The organism is Streptomyces sp. NPDC055254 (assembly GCF_053606025.1).
Map to the genome: position 1 here is coordinate 14,482 of NZ_JBSGQV010000030.1, position 18,882 is coordinate 33,363.

An 18,882-nucleotide genomic window follows, 5' to 3' on the forward strand; every position below is an offset into this window, starting at 1 on the left:
CCCTTATGGACCGAACCTCTCCCCACCGGGCGACCCTCGACGAGGTCGCGCCCCGGCTCCGGCGGCTGCGCGCACGGCGCGGTCTCACGCTGGCCGCGCTGTCCGAAACGACCGGCATCTCCCGCAGCACCCTGTCCCGGCTGGAGTCCGGTCGGCGCCGCCCCTGTCTGGAACTGCTGCTGCCGCTGGCCGCCGCGTACGGGGTGCGCCTGGACGAGCTGGTCGGCGCTCCGGAGGCGGGGGATCCCCGGGTGCGGATGGCCCCCCGCCCCCTGGCGAGCGGTGGTACGGCCGTGCCCCTGACGGGGACGCCGAGCCCGCTCCAGGCGTACAAGATGCTCATCCCCGACCGCGGCGCCGAGCCGTCCTTGCGTACGCACGAGGGGTACGAGTGGCTGTACGTGCTGGACGGGCGGCTGCGGCTCGTGCTCGCCGGGCACGACCTGGTCCTCGGCCCGGGCGAGGCCGCCGAGTTCGACACCCGGGTCCCGCACTGGTTCGGCAGCGCGGACGGGCGGGCGGTGGAGGTGCTCAGCCTGTTCGGCAGGCAGGGGGAACGCATCCACGTCCGGGCCAAGCCGAAGGTCCGGACCCCCGCGGCCTGACCCGGACGGCCGGTACGGCTGGGCGCGTCCCCCGAAACCACGGTCCGGGAGCCGGTCAGGATTCGAGAAGCGCCGGCTCCCGGCTCCCGCCTAACGTGGGGGCCACGGATTTCGCCGCGCCCACCCCTTCACCACCGCTGATCGGGTAGACAGTGGACCGTCGCCGCGACCGCGTCGATGGAGCTCGCGGGAGCGACCCGACCCCCGGATGGAGACACGACACGATGAGCAAGGCCAGGAAGACGGTCCCGGCGCCGCCCGCGCAGCACGGGGCCGACAGCCACGACCTGATCCGCGTGCACGGCGCGCGCGAGAACAACCTCAAGGACGTCAGCATCGAGCTCCCCAAGCGCAGGCTGACGGTCTTCACCGGTGTCTCCGGTTCGGGCAAGAGCTCCCTCGTGTTCAACACGATCGCCGCCGAGTCCCAGCGGCTGATCAACGAGACCTACAGCTCCTTCGTGCAGGGCTTCATGCCGACGCAGGCGCGCCCGGAGGTCGACGTGCTCGAAGGGCTGACGACCGCGATCGTCGTCGACCAGCAGCGGCTGGGCGCCGACCCCCGGTCCACGGTCGGCACCGCCACCGACGCCAACGCGATGCTGCGCATCCTGTTCAGCCGGCTCGGGAAGCCGCACATCGGCTCGCCCAACGCGTTCTCCTTCAACGTCGCCTCGGTCCGGGGCAGCGGCGCGATCACGGTCGAGCGCGGCAGCGGCACCAAGACCGTCAAGCAGACCTTCTCCCGCACCGGCGGCATGTGTACGCGCTGCGAGGGCCGGGGCTCGGTCTCCGACATCGACCTCACCCAGCTCTACGACGACTCCAAGTCCATCGCCGAGGGCGCCTTCACCATTCCTGGTTGGAAGTCGGACAGTTGGTGGACCGTGCGGACCTACGCCGAGTCGGGCTTCCTCGACCCGGACAAGCCCATCCGCAAGTTCACCAAGAAGGAGATGCAGGACTTCCTCTACCGCGAGCCGACCAAGGTGAAGGTGGAGGGCATCAACATCACCTACGAGGGCTTGATCCCGAAGATCCAGAAGTCGTTCCTCGCCAAGGACCGGGAGTCGATGCAGCCGCACATCCGGGCCTTCGTGGACCGGGCGGTCACCTTCACCAGCTGTCCCGAGTGCGGGGGCACCCGGCTGAGCGAGGCGGCGCGGTCCTCGAAGATCGAGCGGATCAGCATCGCCGACGCCTGCGCCATGCAGATCAGCGACCTGGCCAGGTGGGTCCACGGCCTCGACGAGCCCACGGTGGCCCCGCTGCTCGCGACGCTGCGGCAGACCCTCGACTCGTTCGTGGAGATCGGGCTGGGCTACCTCTCGCTCGACCGCGCGTCGGGCACCCTCTCGGGCGGGGAGGCGCAGCGCGTCAAGATGATCCGCCACCTCGGCTCCCCGCTCACCGACACCACGTACGTCTTCGACGAGCCCACCACGGGCCTGCACCCGCACGACATCCAGCGGATGAACAACCTGCTGCTGCGGCTGCGGGACAAGGGCAACACGGTACTCGTCGTGGAGCACAAGCCGGAGACCATCGTGATCGCCGACCACGTCGTCGACCTGGGCCCCGGCGCCGGCGCCGCGGGCGGCAGCGTCTGCTTCGAGGGCACCGTCGAGGGGCTGCGGTCCGCCGGCACCATCACCGGCCGCCACTTCGACGACCGGGCCTGCCTCAAGGAGAAGGTGCGGACGCCCACCGGCACGCTGGAGATCCGCGGCGCGACGACGCACAACCTGCGCGACGTCGACGTCGACATCCCGCTCGGGGTCCTCACGGTCGTCACCGGTGTAGCCGGTTCCGGCAAGAGCTCGCTCGTGCACGGCTCGCTGCCGCACCGGTCGGGAGAGGTCGGCGAGGGCGTCGTGTCGATCGACCAGGGCGCGATCCGCGGCTCGCGGCGGAGCAACCCGGCGACGTACAGCGGCCTGCTCGACCCGATCCGCAAGGCCTTCGCCAAGGTCAACGGTGTGAAGCCGGCACTGTTCAGCGCCAATTCCGAGGGGGCCTGCCCGAACTGCAACGGCGCGGGTGTCATCTTCACCGACCTCGCGATGATGGCCGGTGTCGCCACTCCGTGCGACGAGTGCGAGGGGAAGCGGTACCAGGCATCGGTGCTGGAGTACCGGCTGGGAGGCAGGGACATCAGCGAGGTGCTCGCGATGTCGGTGACCGAGGCCGAGGCGTTCTTCGGCTCCGGCGAGGCGCACACACCGGCTGCGCACCGCGTCCTGACCAGGCTCGCCGATGTGGGGCTCGGTTACCTCGGTCTCGGCCAGCCGCTCACCACGCTGTCCGGTGGCGAGCGGCAGCGGCTCAAGCTGGCCACGCACATGGCCGAGAAGGGCGGCATCTACGTCCTCGACGAGCCGACCGCCGGGCTGCACCTCGCCGACGTCGAGCAACTGCTCGGCCTGCTCGACCGGCTCGTCGACTCCGGCAAGTCCGTCATCGTCGTCGAGCACCACCAAGCCGTCATGGCGCACGCCGACTGGATCATCGACCTCGGTCCCGGCGCCGGCCACGACGGCGGCCGGATCGTCTTCGAGGGCACGCCCGCCGACCTGGTCGCCGACCGCTCCACCCTCACCGGCGAGCACCTGGCGGCCTACGTCGGCGACTGATCGGGGCCCCGGATCACGGACGGCCTGGTCAGGCGGGGGCGCGGTGAAACAGCGCACGCGAGCGGGGCGGCCCCGCGTCGAGGGGGCGAGGTCGGCGCCGGACCCGACCCGCGCTGAGCGGGACCGGGCCCCGGCGGCGGCCGGTCGTAGCGCCCCCGCCGTTCTGCGATGCTGAGGGGGAGAGCCTCGGGACGGCTGGACCGGAGGGCAGATGGCAGAGCAGGGCGGGGAGCCCGAGGGGGTCCTGGACACCGCGCGGCGGCGGGCCCTGCGGCTGGCCGGACTGTCGGCCGCCCCCGATACGGGGATGGACCGTTTCGCGCGACTGGTCACCCGGCTGCTCCGGGTGCCCATGGCCTTCGTATCGCTGGTGGCGGAGGACCGGCAGGTCCTGCCCGGCATGATCGGCCTGCCCGAGCCCTGGGCGGCGGGGCGGGCGCTGCCGCTGTCGTACGTGCCCGGCCAGTACGTGGCGGCCTGCGGGCAACCCCTCGTCGTGCCCGACACCCGCGCCGACGCGCGACTGCGCGCCGACGCCGCCGTCACGGACCTCGGCGCGATCGCGTACGCCGGGATGCCGCTGACCGACGCCAACGGGCTCGTCCTGGGTTCCCTGTGCGCGCTCGACCGCGCGCCCCGGAGCTGGGAGGACGAGGAGCTGACCGACCTGGCGGACCTGGCGGCCGCCTGTTCCGCCGACCTGCGCCTGCGCATCCTCTCGGCGCGGCGCAGGTCCGCACAGGACGTACTGGAGACCGCGCGGGCCGCGGCCGAACGGGCCCGCGGCGACGCGGAGCGCCTGGAGCACGAGGCGCAGGCCGGCCTGGACCACGCCGAGCTGCTGCTGCGGGCCTCGGAGGAACTGGCCCAGACCTCGGGTCTGGAGGACGTCCGGCGGCGGCTGGGTGACCTGTTCGTCGGCGTCGGCAAGCCCTCCTACGTGGGCCTGCTCGTCGCCGACAAGAACGCCCTGCACCGGATCCCCGACCCGGACGTCGCCTACTCCCTGGAACGCGAGACGCTCGTCCTGCCCGCGGGCGCCGCGTTCCCGAGCGCCCGCGCCGTGCGGGAGCGGCGGTCCGTGTTCGTGCCCGACCGCGACGCGCTCGTGGCCGGCTACGGCCCGGAGGCGGTCGGCCTGTTCGACCGGATGGGTTTCAGCACGGTGCTGTGCCTGCCGCTGTGGGGCAGTCGTGACCTGCTGGGCGTCCTCGCGATGTGCTGGAGCGAGCGGCACGAGGTGAGCATCCCCGAGCGGGCCGCGCTGACCGCCGCGTCAAGCTATGTCGCGCAGGCGGTGGAGCGCGCCCTCTACCTCGACGAGCGGATCTCCGTGGCCCGGCAGCTCCAGGCCGCCATGCTCACCGACCTCCCGCCGACCGGCGTGCTGGAGACCGGCGCCCTCTACCAGCCGGCCGCCGACGACAACATGGTCGGCGGTGACTGGTACGACGCGTACCACCTGCCGGACGCCGGAACATCCCGCCCCGGCGCCTCCCTCATGATCACCGTGGGGGACATCACCGGGCACGACATGCGCGCCGCCACCGTGATGGGCCAGATCCGCAGCATGCTGCGGCAGGCGACCTTGGACCATCCCCCGTACAGTCCCGCCGCGGCCCTGACCGCCCTCGACGCGGCGTGCTCGGTGCTGCCCGTCGACGCCGGCGGCACGCTGGTCCATGCCCGCCTCGACCCCGTCGAGGGCTCCCCCGATTGGTCCCTGACCTGGTCCAACGCCGGTCACCCGGCGCCACTGCTCCGCGCCCCCGACGGGCGGGTGACGCTCTTGGAGGAGCACGACATCCTGCTCCACCCGGCTCTCGGCCCCGTGCCGCGGGCCGAGCACCGGCGGGCGCTTGCGCCGGGCTCGACCCTGTTGCTGTACACCGACGGGCTGGTAGAGCGCCGCGGTCACGACATCGATGCCGCCACCGCCCGACTCGTCCGCCTGGTGGCCCTGCACGGGGACCGGCCGCTGCCCGAGCTGTTGCGCCTGGTCAGCGACCGGCTGGCGACGCCGCCGCCCGAGGACGACGTCGTCCTCCTGGCACTGCGCGTTCCGGGAGCCGTGCCGGCTCAGTAGTAGTGCTTGCGGCCGCCGACGGCGTGACCCGCCGCGCCCAGGATCCAGAGGATGGCTCCGATCACCAGCAGCACGATCCCGATGGTCCACAGGATCGAGATCCCGGTCACGAAGCCGATGATCAGTAGGATGATTCCGAGGACAAGCATGGTGTCCTCCCTTTTCGTTCGACGGTGGATTTCCGGCGGTTACGCGGTCGTGGGCGTCATAGAGAGTCCTTTCCCGTCCGGAGTGTTCGTGGGCGCCGCCTGCCGCAAGGGCCGGCGCAGCGCGCTGCGCCCCTGGTCCCAGGCCTCACGGAGATACGCCGCGAGGCGGTCCTCCAGCAGCACGGTCGCCGCACACCCGAAGGCGACGTCCGCCTCCAAGTGCGGCTCGTCGGCCAGCAGGCCGCCGATGACCTCCTGGCGCACGACCTGCTCGTGCACGGCGTCGGCCTCGACGTGCTCGGCGTAGAAGTGCTCGGCGGCGGGTCCCGCTCCGCAGCGCCGCAAGGCCTTGGCCAGCCGTCGGGACCCGGGCGAGGAGGTGACCTCGACGCACGCGAAGTGGCCGACGAGAGCCCCGCGCAGGGCGCGGTGCAGGCCGAAGAGGGACATCAGGTTCACGGTCGCGAGCAGCGGGGCCGGCGCGTGGTCCAGGTAGTGGCCGTACGCGGGATCCAGGTCCAGGTCGGCCATGAGGTCCGCGAACAGGCGGGCGTGGATCCGGTCGGCGCGGCCGGCGCCGAACTCGTCGTACTCGATGGCGACCATGGCGGCCTTGGCCCGCCCCGTGAGCCTGGGCACCACCCAGATGTGCGGGTCGGCCTCCTTGAGGTGGTAGACCGAGCGCAGAGCCGCGTATTCGCGCAACTGCCAGAGTTCGCCCTCGGTGGCGAGGTGGTGGCTGAGGCTGTCGGAGAGGTCGACGGGCTCGACGAGCAGCGGCGCGAAGGCCTCGTCGACCGAGCGGGGGGCAGCGGAGAGCTCCGTGCGCAGGGCGTGCAGGAAGCGGGTTTCCAGGGCTTGGCGCAGCCGGAGCAGGTCCGGGTCCCATTCGCGTTCGCCGTCCACGCCGTCGAAGCCGCGGTAGTGCAGCTCGTACAGGAGGTGGAGTGCCAGCTGGAGGTCCTCGCCCCACGGGTCGGCCTTCAGCACGGTTCCGGTGGCGTACACGGGCGGGCCGCCGGAGCTCAGGGCGTCCCGCACGGCACCGGACAGCGCGCCTCGTCCCTCGACCAGCTGGGGGCCGGCGGCGGTCGTCGTCGCGCTCGGCGCGGGAGGGGTCATCGCGGGTTCCTGTCCTCGGGCGGCGAGTCGGCTCGCTCGCGGCGGCGGTGGCTGGTGTCGCACCAGGGGTACGTGCGGCTGCGGCGGCAGGTGCACACCGCGACCACGAAGCGGTCGGAGCGGGCGAGCGTCCCGTCGTCCAGGACGATCTCGACCGGGCCCTCGACCAGGACGGGGCCCTGCGGGTCGACGGACACCCGCCGGGCGGGCCCGGGGCCGGATGCCGGGTACGGGGTGCTGTCAGCGGCACTGGGCACGGATGATCACCAGCTCTTCCCATTCCTCGGCCCGGGCCGCCAGGCCCTGCCGTTCCAGCCAGGCTCGTCGCGACCGCAGCACGGGGCCCCACGGCACGGAGACCCGCGCCGTCACCTCGGCACTCATCCGCGCACCGCTCAGCCGGTCCACGGTGGCCTCCGCTCCGCACATCCCCGAGTGCACCATCAGCAGGACCCCGCCCGGGTGCAGCAGGGCCGGAGCGCTCGCGCAGATCCGGTCGATGATCCCGCGGCCGTCGGGGCCGGCGTCCCACGCGCGCTCCGACCCGCGGGACGGCAGCCGGGCGCCGGGGGCCGGTACGTACGGCGGATTGGCGACGACCAGGTCGAAGCGGCGCCCGCCGGTGCGGGCCGCGAAGTCTCCGTGGAGGACGCTCAGGGGAAGGCGCCGACGCAGGGAGTTCAGCCGCGCCGTGACCACGGCGGGCCAGGAGACGTCTACCGCGGTCACCCGTGCTCCCCGGCCCGCGGCGTGCAGGGCCAGTGCGCCCGTGCCCGTACCGATTTCCAGCGCGTCGGTCCCCGGCCCGAATTCCTCGCGGGCGAGTGCCGCCGCGAGGAAATGGGTGTCCTCCTGCGGTTGGTACACACCGGGCAATGCGATCAAGCCCGCGTTCAGGTGGGTGCCCGTATGGGGAGTCGTAGTGGACACCGCGTACCTCCGGGATCGAATGCGGCCACGGAGCGATCCGCATTGCTTGATGAGAACCTGCGGCTACCCCGTCACACGCGCCCCACCCGAATTCTTTCGATCTTCGGAGGATCGGACGGAATTCCGGGGTGGATTCCGCGGAACGCCCGATGCGCTCAACCGGACCGGGATCAGATGTCGGCGCGCGTGGCGGACTGGGCGGCCCGCACGGCGACGTTGGCGGCGTCCTCCAGGAGCGGCGCGGCCGGTCGGCCGCCGCCCGTCAGGGTCCCGGCCGGTCGGCCGCCGCCCGTCAGGGTCCCGGCCGGTCGGCCGCCGCCCGTCAGGGTCCATCCGCACAGGGCTGCCCAGGCCAGGGCGGAGGAGGCCGCCTTGACGCGCTCGGCCCGGCGGGCGAGGAAGGTGCCGAAGAGCAGCGCGTCCCCGACGTCCACCGCGATCCGGCCGAGGACGGCCGTACGCAGCGCGGCGCCTTCGGGAGCCGCCAGCATCGCGGCGCCGATGACCGCGTCCCGCACCCCCAGGGCACGGATCAGCAAGGCCGAGGAGCCGTACTCGGCCAGCCCGCAGGGGCGGGCCAGCAACCCGGGGCGGCAGGCGACCGCCACTCCGTGACCGAGAGTGGCCACGCCCATCACCCTTGCCGCTGCGGTACGCATTTCCGATCACTCCGTTCGATGGGCCCGGCCCGCGACCCACCAGGGGCCGCGGTCGCACGGCGCGCCTACCCCTGTCCGAGGCACCGAATCCCTGGTCCTCGCGGGTCCGGTCCTCGTGGGGCTGCTCCTCTTGGGGCTGCTCCTCGTGGGGCTACTCCTCGTGGCCGGAGCCGGAGCCCCCTCGTTCGGCCGAGTCGCCCTCGGCGTCCTGGTCCTCGTCCTCGGTCGTGCCCGAGCGGCCGACGACGGCGTCTTCCGCCTGCTCGCGCGCCTCGCGGTCGCCGCTCTCGCCCTCAGCCTCGGACGGCGTGGTCCTCGGGTGGCTCCGGGTCTCGTCCTGGTCTGCCATCGTGTCCTCCTCTGGTGGTGCCGGTGGTCTCCAGCGACTACCCCGCCCCGGCGCGCTGAGACGCCCGTGCGCGATGCGCCTACGCTGGAGGGAGCGACACAGCCACGTCGGCGCCCGCGGACACCCCGTCGGCGGCCGAGAGGCACTACGGGGAGCGGGTACGCCCGGTAGCGAGCACGCCAGCGCGGGAAGCTCCGCAGAGCGCGGAGAGCGAGGCCTTCTTCCCGCCTCAGGAAAGGCAGGCCGGCCCATGGCCAAGCAGCCGAAGTCATCCCAGCCCCCGCACGGCGAGGGGCCGAGCCCGCACAAGGGCACCTCACAGCACGGCTGGTCCCCCGACGTCGACGAGACCCGGCAGCAGGACAACCCGAGCGCCCACCGCTCCTTCCACCCCGACCAGTACGCCCCCGGCAAGGGCCCGGGCCGCACGGTGTCCGCGGAGGAAGCCGGGAACCCGCACGGCAGGCCGACGAAGAGCACGAGCCGACGCGGCGAGGACCACAGCAAGGCCGGCAGCGACGACAAGGGCATGCACGACACCGGACCGCAGGGCCGCTCCCGGCGCCCCAGCGGTACCAAGGACGCCTCCGCCACCACCGGGGTCGACCCCCAGGACCCGCCCGGCACCCGCGGCGCCGGCTGACCCGCGGCGCCCGCTGACCCGCGTCGACCGGGCCCCGTACGAACGGCCCGCACGCCACCCGTGCACAGCCGTCACCACGGGGCCCGCCGCGCGCGTGCGGGCCCCAGCACCAGCCTTACGCAATGAGGAGGCCGGCCACCGTGTCGACGTCGAGCCACGAGATCTCCGGTGCGCCCTGCTGGGTCAGCCTGCTGGCCCGGGACCAGGAAGGCGCCCGGCGGTTCTACGCTGCCGTACTGGGCTGGGAGTTCCCTCCCGGCAGCCCGGGAGCGGGCACGGTGGTCGCCTTCCGCGACGGGGCGCCCGTCGCCGGCATCGGGGCCCTGGCCGGGAGTTCCGGCGTACCCGTCGCGTGGACGCCGTACTTCGCCGTGGAGGACGCCGACGCGACCTCCGCGCGGATCCGTGAACGCGGCGCGACCGTGGCGGTCGGCCCGCTGGCTTTCGGGACCGGCCGGGCCGCCTTGGCGGCGGATCCCGCCGGGGCCGTCTTCGGCTTCTGGCAGGGCGAGGTCGTGCCCGACTGGGCGGTGGGCCGGGGAAGCGCCCCCGCCTGGTTGGAGTTGCGGACCCGCGACGCGTTCGCCGCGGCCATCTTCTACGGCGAGGTCCTGGACTGGGGCAGCGAGCCCGCCGGATGCTGCACCGTCGCCTACGAGCACGACCACGTCGTGCTGCGGCACGGCCGTGACACCGTCGCCCGCATCAGCGGCGGCGCGCTGGAGGCGGCCCCGGATCCCGCGGTACGCCCCCGCTGGCACGTCCACTTCCGGGTGCCCGACCTGGAGAACGCGATCGAGGCCGCCACCGAGCAGGGCGGCCGGGCCGCCTCTCCCGTGCAGACCTCGGCGCTGAGCCGGGGAATCGTGCTCGCCGACCCAGAGGGGGCGCTCTTCACCGTGGTGGCGCTCCAGGACCCGCCGTCCCGGCGGTCGCCTCCCGGGGCTGCGGCCCCGCGCGCGAGCGCCGCGACGGCCGGCCCGGGCGGTACGGGCGCCGCGGGGTCCGTATGACCTCCGCCGAAAGCCCGTGCAAGACGCCGGATACCGGGTAGGCGCCGCACATGATCCCCTCAGTTTCGCTCGCTGCTTCCGGTTCCTCGTCGCTGTATCTGATCATCGCGGGCGTGGCGGTGGCCGCGCTGCTGATCGCCGCGTTCTGGTACGGGTCCAAGCGCACCGCGCGGCGCAAGGACCCCGGCGCCCGGCCGGTCGACCAGAACCCCCAGGCACAGGCCCGGCAGGACTCCTGGCACACCCCTGAGGACGACCCGGACCAGCAGCGCCCCCGCCCCTGACGCGCCGCCGACTCCGGCTTCGCGTATCCCCCGCTGTGCAGCGCCCGGGCCGGTCGCCCGGGCGCTACGTCGTGCCCGCCCGCGGACCGCCGGCCTGCTCCGAGGAGTCGAGCCGGGCGGTGACGGGGGTGGCCGTGATGCCGTGCAGGAGGACCGAGAGCAGGACGGTGAAGGTCACCACCGCCCACAGTTCCCGGGCGGGTGCGGCGAAGTCGGCCGCGCCCAGGGCGTACGCCAGGTAGAAGAAGGAACCGATCCCCCGGATGCCGAAGACCGCGATGACGGCGCGCTCCCACCCGACGGCCCGGCCCCGGATCTGCACCGCCCATCCCACCACTGGGCGGATCACCACGAAGAGCAGCAGTCCCAGAACGGCCCCGCGCCAGGTCAGCGCTGCGAGCCCGCCGTCGGCGATGAAGCCGCCGACGAGGAAGAGCACGACGGCGGTGAGGAGCCGCTCGATCTGGTCGGTGAAGGCGTGCATCACCCGGTGGTAGCGGTGCCCCCGTTCGGCCCCGCGGATCGCGCAGGCGGTGACGAACACGGCGACGAATCCGTAGCCGTGCACCAGCTCGGTCAGTCCGTACGCGGCGAAAGTGGCGGCGAGCGCGACGAAGCCCTCGCGGTGCTCGGCGAGCCGCAGCGCCTTCCACGCCGCCTGGAAGAACATCCAGCCGAGGAGCCGGCCGACGGCGAGGCCGACCAGCAGCCCCACCGTGCTGCGCACCAGCACGTCGCTCCAGACCCAGTGCCAGAGCCCCTCCGTGGACCAGCCGCTCGGGGAGGCCGTGGTCAGGGCGACGGCCGCCAGGACGAAGGGGAAGGCCAGCCCGTCGTTGAGGCCGGCCTCGCTGGTCAGGGCGAACCGGACCTCGTCCTCGTCGTCCTCCTCGTCGGTCGGCTCCCCCACCCGCACTTCGGCGGCGAGGACCGGGTCCGTGGGGGCGAGGGCGGCCGCGACCAGGAGAGCGACGGCCGGCGGCCACCCCAGCAGCCACGCCGCGGCCGCCGCCGTCAGGGCGATGGTGAGCGGCATGGCCAGGCCCAGCAGCCGCCACGTCGTCGACCAGGCGCGCAGCCCCGGCGGGCGGTTGATGGCCAGCCCCGCGCCCATCAGTGCGACGACGACGCAGACTTCCGTGAGGTGCTCCACCACGCCGCGGTGCTGGACGGGGTCGAGGTCGGGGAGGGCGTCGAGGGGCAGCAGGAAGACGAGGAACCCCGCCGCGAGGAACACCATGGGCAGCGACAGCGGCCGTTTCGCCAGGGCCGTCGGCAGTACCGCCGCGCACAACGCGCCCAGCCCGGCACAGGCGTACACCATATCGATCCCGGTCAGAGCCAAACCGAACCACCATTCCCGCGCGGAACTCTCGTCCCACGCCTACCCGATCTGCTCGCGGCCGCCCGAAAGCCGCGAATGTCCTGCCGCCGAACGGCCCAGCCCGGTCCGACCCGTGGCCGCACCTCTTGGAGCCGGGCACGGGAAGGGGCCCGAACTCGTCGAGTTCGGGCCCCTTCCCGTGCCGGGACGGCGCCGGAGCGGCGCCGGCCCACTGCCGGATCAGGCCGGGCGGCCGCCGAAGGGGGCGCCTGTGCCGTAGTACGTGCCCAGTTCCTCGCGGTAGCCGCTGTCACTGAGGTGCTGGTCCCGGTGGAACTCGGGAGCGTCCTTGACCTGCCCCTTGGTGCGGTCGACGTAGATCTTCTCCTCGGCCGCGTCGATCCGGACCACGGTGCTCGCCGGAAGGAGAACCTCCTTGCCGAAGATCCACACCCCGGTGTCCACGACCAGATAGGCGTCACCGACCTCGTCGGAGTGCTTGTCGACCTTACCGATGCTTCCGTCGGTCGCCTCGACCTTGAAACCGGTGAGATCAGTACCGGCAAGGTAGCCGGAGGTCGACTTGAAACTCCACACATGCTCAGTCACGCGAAAACACTCCTTCGGTAAACAGTGGGCGGTGAGTATTTCCCTCACCGCTCCTCCTTTGCCTGAACTCCGCATGCCCCGCACCCGGACCTTCATTCGCCGGAATTCAGATATCGGACCGGGGAGGGTCTGTCACGTCGTACGGGGCTTGCGCAGCGGAGCCCCGGCCTCGTGGAGGCTGGCGAGGGTCTGCCGGTAGGACTCGACCAGACTGGTCTCCAGGTAGCTGATGCCCAGCTCCTGGCAGTGGCGCCGGACGATCACCTGGGCCCTGCGCAGGTGGGGGCTGGGCATGCTGGGGAAGAGGTGGTGCTCGATCTGGTAGTTCAGGCCGCCGAGGACGAGGTCCGTGAGGAGACCGCCCTTCACGTCGCGGGAGGTCAGTACCTGGCGGCGCAGGAAATCCGGCCGATCCGTGCCCTTCAGGACGGGCATGCCCTTGTGGTTCGGGGCGAAGATCGAACCGAGGTAGACCCCGAACAGGCACTGGTTCAGGAAGAGGAACGCGATGGCCTTGCCGGGCGGCAGCACCAGGAACAGGGCGCCCAGGTAGGCGGTGAAGTGAGACAGGAGCAGCAGGCCCTCCCACACCCGGTTCTTGAGCGCGCGGTCGGCCAGCGAGCGCACCCCCGACACGTGCAGGTTGAAGCCCTCCAGCAGGAGCAGCGGGAAGAACAGCAAGGCCTGCGAGCGGCCCAAGAGCCGCGGTAGGCCGCTGGCGGCACGCGCCTGGTCCTGCGTCCAGACGAGCACGTCCGGATCGAGGTCGGGGTCGAGGTCCACGTGGTTGGGGTTGGCGTGGTGCCGGGTGTGCTTGTCCTGCCACCAGCCGTAGCCCATGCCGATGCCGAGGTTCCCGGCGATGCGCCCGGACAGCTCGCTGGCCCTGCGCAGACGGAAGACCTGACGGTGTGCGACGTCGTGCGCGAGGAGGGCGACCTGTCCGAAGACGAGGGCGAGGAAGCTGGCCGCCACCAGCGTCCACCAGCTGTCCCCGATCAGGACGAAGGCCGTCCAGCCGGCCGCGTAGAGCCCGATCACGACGGTGAAGCGCAGCGTGTAGTAGCCGGGGCGCCGCCCCATGAGCCCCGCCGCCTGGATCTTCCTGGACAGCCGTGCGAAGTCGCTGCCCGATTCCGTGCGCGCGGGAGGGGGACGCGTCTGGGGGGAATTCATGATCAGGGGGCTCTCTTCTGTTCTCGACCGCGAGGCGACGGCGCGGGACCGTGCCTTCCGCGCCTACCCGGAATCCGGGGGCCAACCTGAACCGACCCGTCCGGTTTCCCGTGGCGGGCGGCGGCGTCGGCGCCTGCCGTACGCGCCGGTCACCCTGCGGTTCCGGCGGTCACCTCACGTCGCCGCCGCTCGCCCGTGCGGGAGGAGCACCACCGTGCCGGTGCGCCGAGGCGCCGCACCGGCCGGTGGGGGCGCGGCTACAGGTACGGGTCGAAGGGGATGCCCACCGGCTTCGCCTCCGCGAGGTGCGACTGGAAGGAGCCGTCCTTCAAGCCGAAGTGTGCGCTGCCGAAGTCGGCCTGGCTGAGCTTGTCCCGCAGGGTCGCGGGGTAGCCCGACCATCCGACGAGCGCGGGGAACTGCCAGGTGCCGCGGTGGTTCTCGGGCGGTTCGTCGTTGGTGTTCGCGGCGCGGAAGCAGTGCGTGCCGACGCCGTCCTTGTGATAGACGACCTTGGGGTGGGTGCCGTCCCACCGGATCCGGTCGCGCGCGTGGAGCGTGAAGTCGCCGTGGGCGGAGGTCGCGACGTACTTGGCCTCGCCGCCCTGGATCCAGACCACCACGTGTTCCCAGTCGTGGCGGTGGCCGCCGAGGCTGATGCCGGGGATCGCCTGGTCCTTCTCGAAGTACAGCGCGTACACCACGGCGCACCAGCCGTTGTTGCAGGTCCAGCGGGAGTAGCCGTTGGTGTTGTCGAGGTCCGAGGCGTCCCGGCAGTTGCCGTTGAGGGCGCCGGTGGGCTTGAGGCCCGGGTTCAGAACTCCGCTCGGCCCTATGGCGGGCGTCGGATAGCAGCCGTCGGTGTCGTAGTCGTAGGCCGGCTGGAAGGTCAGCTCGATCGCTTCGGCCTGGCTGGGCAGGGCCGGGGGCGGCGCCGCGAAGGCCACGTGGGGAAGGCCGACGACCAGCGCGAGGGCGGCGCTGACGACCACGAGGGATCTCCGGATGTGACGGTTCGTCCGCAAGGCAGGCCTCCTGGCCGGTCGGTTCGAGGGGCGGGCGAATCGCGGCCACCGTCGGCCGACACGCCCGCAGCATCATTCGCGAACCGGAGCGGCACAGCAAGGGTTCGCACGGACCCTCTTCCGTGCATGGTGGAGGTTTGTACTGCCTTGTGGACAAAGGGAGTTGAAGAGACGTCAGCAGGGTCCGGCCGCAGAGCGGGCGCGGTCCTGCCGCGGAGCCGGACGGTGCGGCGCCGGCCTCTCAGCCGGCCGAGCGGCCGCGTGCCTGCCGCAGAGCCGGACGGTGCGGCGCCGGCCTCTCAGGCACGCCGGAACCCGGGGCGGTATGCACACAGGGGAGGACGCGTTGAATCCGTCGCCGAAGGGGCGAGCGGAAGGGCCCGGCGGGAGGGGCCGGCACGGAGCCCTGTCCGGGGCGGCCTTGCGGAGCGGTCCCGGGCTACGGGCCATTGCGGCCGGGTGGCAGAGGCCGGACCGGACCTGGGCGGGGCGGTGCGGATCGGGACGCCCCGCCCAGGTCGGGGGCGGCCTTGCGGAGCGGTGCCGCGCTACGGGCCCCTGCGGCCGGGCGCCAGAGGCCGGATCGGGCCTGGGCGGGGCGGTGCGGATCGGGACGCCCCGCCCAGATCGGAGGTGCGGCCTTGCGGAGCGTTCCGGGCTACGGGCCCCTGCGGCCGGGCGGCAGAGGCCGGACCGGACCTGGGCGGGGCGGTGCGGATCGGGACGCCCCGCGCCGGCGGCCTCCGGCGCGGGGCGTCCGGCAGGGCGGTGTCACGGGGTGGCGCCCGCGGCGCCCGGGGCGGCGCGGGTGCGGGTCACACGGTCGTCGTCAGAGGGTGTTCATCACGATGATGGCCGCCAGGTCGAGGAGGATGACGGTGACGACGACGCCGACCGCGATCCAGGCTCTGCGCGATTCGTCCATGCGTTCGACTCACTTCCCGGCCCGCACGGGCCGCGCGCTCGGGGCCCGGCGACCACCCGGAGGACGCGCCGGCCTCCCGCCATGATGACCCGGTTCCGCCGGGGGCGCCCGGCCTGCACCGGTAGGGACGAGCAGGGCGGGCGGCCTCATGGGAGTGACACCCCCAGGGCGGGGGTGGCGGCCGCCGCGAAGAGGGGGGCGCGGCGCCGGATCATGGCCGCGGGGGTCCGGGGGTCTGCTCCGGGTGCTGGATCCGCCGGCGGACGGGGGTGGCGACCAGGTCCGGCAACACGTACCCGAGCGCGTCGGCGTCCAGGGGGTCTAGTCGGCGGACGGAAGTGGGCGCGGCGCCGCTCCCGGCCACCGGCCACCGGCCACCGGCCACCGGCGCCACCCGAGCACCCGAGCACCCGAGCACCCGAGCACCCGAGCACCCGGCCACTGTCAACTGCCGCCTCCCGTACGTCCACCCGGACGGCGCGGTGCCCGGCGCCCTTCGCCCCCGTACTGCGGGCTACCGAAGGGGCGCTCGATCCGCGGGGCATGCTCGGTCCCGGCGTGCTCGTGGGCCGGGCGGGCCCCGCCGGTGACCGGTCCGCCGCTCGCGTGCGGGCCGCGGGGGCCGCTCGTACGGTGGAGTGGACCCCGGGAGGCGTTGTGACGTACCGGTTCCGCGAGAACGAACAGGTCGACTTCGAGGTACCAGCGCTGCGCGGAGCGGCCTACCGGAAGGGCTCCGGCCCCCGGCGCCGCTCGGGCAGCCGGTTCGGGCCCGGGCCGCCCCTTTCGGATCCGACCGGTTGAGCCCCCGCCCTCCGGTGCCGTGCATCGCGGGGTGGAGGGGCGCCCGGTCACCGGCCGCACCCGGGTGTTCCGGCCACCTGGGGGCACCCCGGACGAAATCCCGGGGACGAGGTGCGGTGCCGCACAGCGCGGGGCGGTCAAGATCCGAAAAGAAGGGGCCGCCCGGGGGCGGACCGGTCCTCGGTCAGCTCGCGCCGTCCTCGTGGTTCATCCGCCGCTCCTGGAGCTTCCTGACCTCCTCCGGGGTCTTGCCGGAGACCGGCCTGCTGGCCTCGGGGTGCACCGGGTCGGGGCCGGGGTGCTCGCTCATCTGCTCCTCGCGCCCCTTCCCCGGCTCCTGCTGCTTGTTCTCCATGCCCCCGGCGCCCTTCGTGTCCTTGGTGTCCTTCATGACGACAGCTCCCTCACCGGTCTCGTCCACGGGTACTCCTCCCGTCTACCCGCTCACAGCACGGCAATCCGTGCGCGGTGCGTCAGCCGCCGACGCCGGGGAAGGGGCCGGGTATGCCCCAAACGATCACTAGCTTCGCCACCCGTGTCGCCCGGCGCCACCGCGACCCGGTCGCCGTCCAAGCCCTGCGCTCCACCGCGGCGGCCGTCCTCAGCTATGTCGCCGCCCTGCAACTGAGCAGCGAGCCGAACCCGCTGACCGCGCCGCTGACCGCGCTGCTCGTCGTCCAGGTGACCCTGTACTCGACCCTGACCACCAGCATCCGACGTGTGAACTCCGTGATCGTCGGCGTCCTGATCGCGATCGGCTTCAGCGCTCTGGTGGGCCTGACCTGGTGGAGCCTCGGTCTGCTCATCCTCGCCTCCCTGGTGGTGGGCCACCTGGTCCGCGTCGACGAGTTCGTCCCCGAGGTCGCCATCAGCGCCATGCTCGTCCTCGGGGTCACCCAGGTCGCGGACACCGCCTGGGACCGGGTCCTTGAAACGCTCATCGGCGCGGTCGTCGGCCTCCTGGTCAACCTGCTCCTGGCACCCCCGCTGTGGGTCGGCCCGGCGGGTACCGCCATCACCGACCTCGCCGGCCGCATGAGCAGGCTGCTCGACCACCTCGGCGAGGACCCGCTCGGGCCCGCCAAGGTGGAGCAGGCAGCGGCCCGGCTCCACGAGGCACGCCGCCTGGACAACGACATCGCGCAGGTCGACGCCGCTCTGCGGCAGGCCGAGGACAGCCTCCGGCTCAATCCGAGGGTCAAGGAGGGCCTGCTCTTCCGGCTGGTGCTGCGCACGGGCCTGGACACCCTGGAGATCTGCGCGGTGGTGCTCCGCGTGGCCTGCCGGACGCTGACCGACCTGTCGAGGGCCCGTCCCGACGGCCCGCTCTTCCCGTCCGAGACCACGGAGGCCCTGCGACAGGTGCTCCGTCACACGGCCGTCGCCGTGGAGAGCTTCGCCCAGCTGATCACCGCCCAGGTCAGCGCCAACGCCGAGGAGGCGGAGGCCCGCCTGACCGGGGAGCTCGCCGTGGCCCGGGCGCACCGCGACCGGCTCGCGGAGCTGCTGGCGGCCGGCGCCCGTGAGGATCCGGAACATTGGCAGCTGCACGGGGCGCTGCTCACCGAGATCGACCGCGTCCTCGACGAACTGGGCGTCGACAAGCGCTCCCAGCGGCTGCTGGAGGAACTGGACGCCCACACCCGCACCCGGCGCACGGGCCTCCTCCGGGAGCGCCTGCCCGCGCGTCTGCGCCGCGGCACCGGCCGGGACCTGCCGTAGCCCGAGGCGCGTACCCGGGCTGCCAGCGGGTGCCGGGTGGACCGGGGGCCCGGCGCCGAATGCCCCCGGTCCCCAGTGCTCCCGGCGCCCCGCGACCGCCGGCGCCCAGTGCTCCCGGTGTCTGTGGTCCCGGTGTCCTGTGGTCCCGGGGCCGGTGGGGCGGCACACTGGAGCTCCCCGCCCCCGAGCTCCGCGTCCGACCGCCAGGAGTGACGTGCCCGTACCGATCATCATCGACTGCGATCCCGGTCACGACGACGCCCTCGCGATCATGCTCGCGGCCGGCGACCCGGCCGTCGACCTGCTGGCCATCATAGGTGCCAGAGGTAGTACTCCCGCTCCTCGGCTAGGGCCTCGGGCCGGAGCTGAAAGCCGCGCCACACCTGGACGTGCGATTGGATGTGGTCAAGCACGGTGCGATCGGCACGGCTCGCGTGGTCGATGGCGCGGGCGGCCTCGCGGTAGCTCAGGCCGGCCTCGGCTGCGTGAGCGCGGATGCGCTGCTCGTAGGCGTTTGAGCCGCTCTTCGTCATGTGCTTCTCCAGACAGCCACGCTCCGCCCAGGTCAGCCGAGATACAGGTTCTTGGCAACGGGCTTGTGCACGGGCCCATCCCGGTGTGCCCGGTGAAGCCTTGGCCGAACTGGGTAGCGGGCGGCGTGGACGCCCGAGACGGCGGCGAGCGGCGTTCGTGGCATGCCGCCTCCGGATCGTAGAGGAAGGCGCATAGACGCTGCAGCCGACCACGCCGTGTTGCTGCCGCATCCCGCCTCGTCGTTCCGCCCCTGCGGCTCTGCGGCCGCCGTGGGGGCGTATCCCGGCAGC

General features: G+C 73.0%; 19 protein-coding genes. 7 read left to right on the top strand and 12 right to left on the bottom strand.

What is annotated here, in order from left to right; translation table 11 throughout:
- The first annotated feature begins 5 nt into the window (after nt 1-5).
- The 3 genes from ACWFQ8_RS24275 (at nt 6) to ACWFQ8_RS24285 (ending at nt 5,324) form a co-directional block, all read left to right on the top strand.
- Nucleotides 6-605, top strand: coding sequence for a helix-turn-helix domain-containing protein (locus ACWFQ8_RS24275; RefSeq protein ID WP_453788366.1), 600 nt, complete (start codon nt 6-8; stop codon nt 603-605).
- Nucleotides 606-829: 224 nt separating this feature from the next.
- Nucleotides 830-3,238 (top strand): ATP-binding cassette domain-containing protein, encoded by a 2,409-nt coding sequence (locus ACWFQ8_RS24280; RefSeq protein ID WP_453788367.1) that lies wholly within the window; start codon nt 830-832, stop codon nt 3,236-3,238.
- Between the two features lie 211 nt (nt 3,239-3,449).
- The gene (locus tag ACWFQ8_RS24285) at nt 3,450-5,324 is read left to right on the top strand and encodes a SpoIIE family protein phosphatase (RefSeq protein ID WP_453788368.1); all 1,875 of its coding nucleotides are present in this window, start codon (nt 3,450-3,452) and stop codon (nt 5,322-5,324) included.
- Here the strand turns inward: ACWFQ8_RS24285 and ACWFQ8_RS24290 are convergent.
- The 6 genes from ACWFQ8_RS24290 to ACWFQ8_RS24315 all read right to left on the bottom strand — a co-directional run bounded on the left by ACWFQ8_RS24290 (nt 5,318) and on the right by ACWFQ8_RS24315 (nt 8,533).
- Nucleotides 5,318-5,473, bottom strand: coding sequence for a DUF6131 family protein (locus ACWFQ8_RS24290; protein WP_453788369.1), 156 nt, complete (start codon nt 5,471-5,473; stop codon nt 5,318-5,320). The genes ACWFQ8_RS24285 and ACWFQ8_RS24290 overlap by 7 nt on opposite strands.
- A gap of 39 nt (nt 5,474-5,512) precedes the next feature.
- Nucleotides 5,513-6,595 carry an iron-containing redox enzyme family protein gene (locus ACWFQ8_RS24295; protein WP_453788370.1) on the bottom strand — a complete coding sequence of 361 codons (1,083 nt, stop codon included), beginning with the start codon at nt 6,593-6,595 and terminating at the stop codon, nt 5,513-5,515.
- A complete protein-coding gene (locus ACWFQ8_RS24300) occupies nt 6,592-6,852 on the bottom strand; it encodes a CDGSH iron-sulfur domain-containing protein (RefSeq protein ID WP_453788371.1) in 261 nt (86 codons plus the stop codon). Before ACWFQ8_RS24300 ends, ACWFQ8_RS24295 begins: the two co-directional genes overlap by 4 nt.
- Nucleotides 6,836-7,492 carry a HemK2/MTQ2 family protein methyltransferase gene (locus tag ACWFQ8_RS24305; protein ID WP_453788417.1) on the bottom strand — a complete coding sequence of 219 codons (657 nt, stop codon included), beginning with the start codon at nt 7,490-7,492 and terminating at the stop codon, nt 6,836-6,838. The genes ACWFQ8_RS24300 and ACWFQ8_RS24305 overlap by 17 nt, the downstream gene beginning before the upstream one ends.
- Before the next feature lie 203 nt (nt 7,493-7,695).
- The gene (locus ACWFQ8_RS24310; RefSeq protein ID WP_453788372.1) at nt 7,696-8,154 is read right to left on the bottom strand and encodes a hypothetical protein; all 459 of its coding nucleotides are present in this window, start codon (nt 8,152-8,154) and stop codon (nt 7,696-7,698) included.
- 181 nt (nt 8,155-8,335) lie between these two features.
- Nucleotides 8,336-8,533 carry a hypothetical protein gene (locus tag ACWFQ8_RS24315; protein ID WP_453788373.1) on the bottom strand — a complete coding sequence of 66 codons (198 nt, stop codon included), beginning with the start codon at nt 8,531-8,533 and terminating at the stop codon, nt 8,336-8,338.
- A 250-nt stretch (nt 8,534-8,783) separates the two neighbouring features.
- Here ACWFQ8_RS24315 and ACWFQ8_RS24320 point away from each other — a divergent pair, with 250 nt between their 5' ends.
- From ACWFQ8_RS24320 to ACWFQ8_RS24330, 3 genes are all read left to right on the top strand, one after another.
- Nucleotides 8,784-9,176, top strand: coding sequence for a hypothetical protein (locus ACWFQ8_RS24320; RefSeq protein ID WP_453788374.1), 393 nt, complete (start codon nt 8,784-8,786; stop codon nt 9,174-9,176).
- Between the two features lie 140 nt (nt 9,177-9,316).
- Nucleotides 9,317-10,189 (top strand): VOC family protein, encoded by an 873-nt coding sequence (locus ACWFQ8_RS24325; RefSeq protein WP_453788375.1) that lies wholly within the window; start codon nt 9,317-9,319, stop codon nt 10,187-10,189.
- A gap of 50 nt (nt 10,190-10,239) precedes the next feature.
- On the top strand, nt 10,240-10,473 hold the full coding sequence (locus tag ACWFQ8_RS24330) for a DUF6479 family protein (protein WP_453788376.1): 234 nt from the start codon (nt 10,240-10,242) through the stop codon (nt 10,471-10,473).
- 64 nt (nt 10,474-10,537) lie between these two features.
- On the opposite strand, the gene ACWFQ8_RS24335 is transcribed toward ACWFQ8_RS24330, so the two are convergent.
- From ACWFQ8_RS24335 to ACWFQ8_RS24355, 5 genes are all read right to left on the bottom strand, one after another.
- Nucleotides 10,538-11,818, bottom strand: a complete 1,281-nt coding sequence (locus ACWFQ8_RS24335; protein ID WP_453788377.1) for a cation:proton antiporter — start codon at nt 11,816-11,818, stop codon at nt 10,538-10,540.
- Nucleotides 11,819-12,037: 219 nt separating this feature from the next.
- A complete protein-coding gene (locus tag ACWFQ8_RS24340) occupies nt 12,038-12,406 on the bottom strand; it encodes a PRC-barrel domain-containing protein (RefSeq protein ID WP_453788378.1) in 369 nt (122 codons plus the stop codon).
- A 132-nt stretch (nt 12,407-12,538) separates the two neighbouring features.
- The gene (locus ACWFQ8_RS24345) at nt 12,539-13,582 is read right to left on the bottom strand and encodes a fatty acid desaturase family protein (protein WP_453788379.1); all 1,044 of its coding nucleotides are present in this window, start codon (nt 13,580-13,582) and stop codon (nt 12,539-12,541) included.
- 257 nt (nt 13,583-13,839) lie between these two features.
- The gene (locus ACWFQ8_RS24350; RefSeq protein ID WP_453788380.1) at nt 13,840-14,607 is read right to left on the bottom strand and encodes an NPP1 family protein; all 768 of its coding nucleotides are present in this window, start codon (nt 14,605-14,607) and stop codon (nt 13,840-13,842) included.
- 1,913 nt (nt 14,608-16,520) lie between these two features.
- On the bottom strand, nt 16,521-16,757 hold the full coding sequence (locus ACWFQ8_RS24355; RefSeq protein WP_453788381.1) for a hypothetical protein: 237 nt from the start codon (nt 16,755-16,757) through the stop codon (nt 16,521-16,523).
- An 83-nt stretch (nt 16,758-16,840) separates the two neighbouring features.
- Here ACWFQ8_RS24355 and ACWFQ8_RS24360 point away from each other — a divergent pair, with 83 nt between their 5' ends.
- Nucleotides 16,841-18,058, top strand: coding sequence for an FUSC family protein (locus ACWFQ8_RS24360; protein WP_453788382.1), 1,218 nt, complete (start codon nt 16,841-16,843; stop codon nt 18,056-18,058).
- 311 nt (nt 18,059-18,369) lie between these two features.
- Here the strand turns inward: ACWFQ8_RS24360 and ACWFQ8_RS24365 are convergent, their stop codons facing one another.
- Nucleotides 18,370-18,591 carry a hypothetical protein gene (locus ACWFQ8_RS24365; protein ID WP_453788420.1) on the bottom strand — a complete coding sequence of 74 codons (222 nt, stop codon included), beginning with the start codon at nt 18,589-18,591 and terminating at the stop codon, nt 18,370-18,372.
- Nucleotides 18,592-18,882 lie beyond the last annotated feature (291 nt).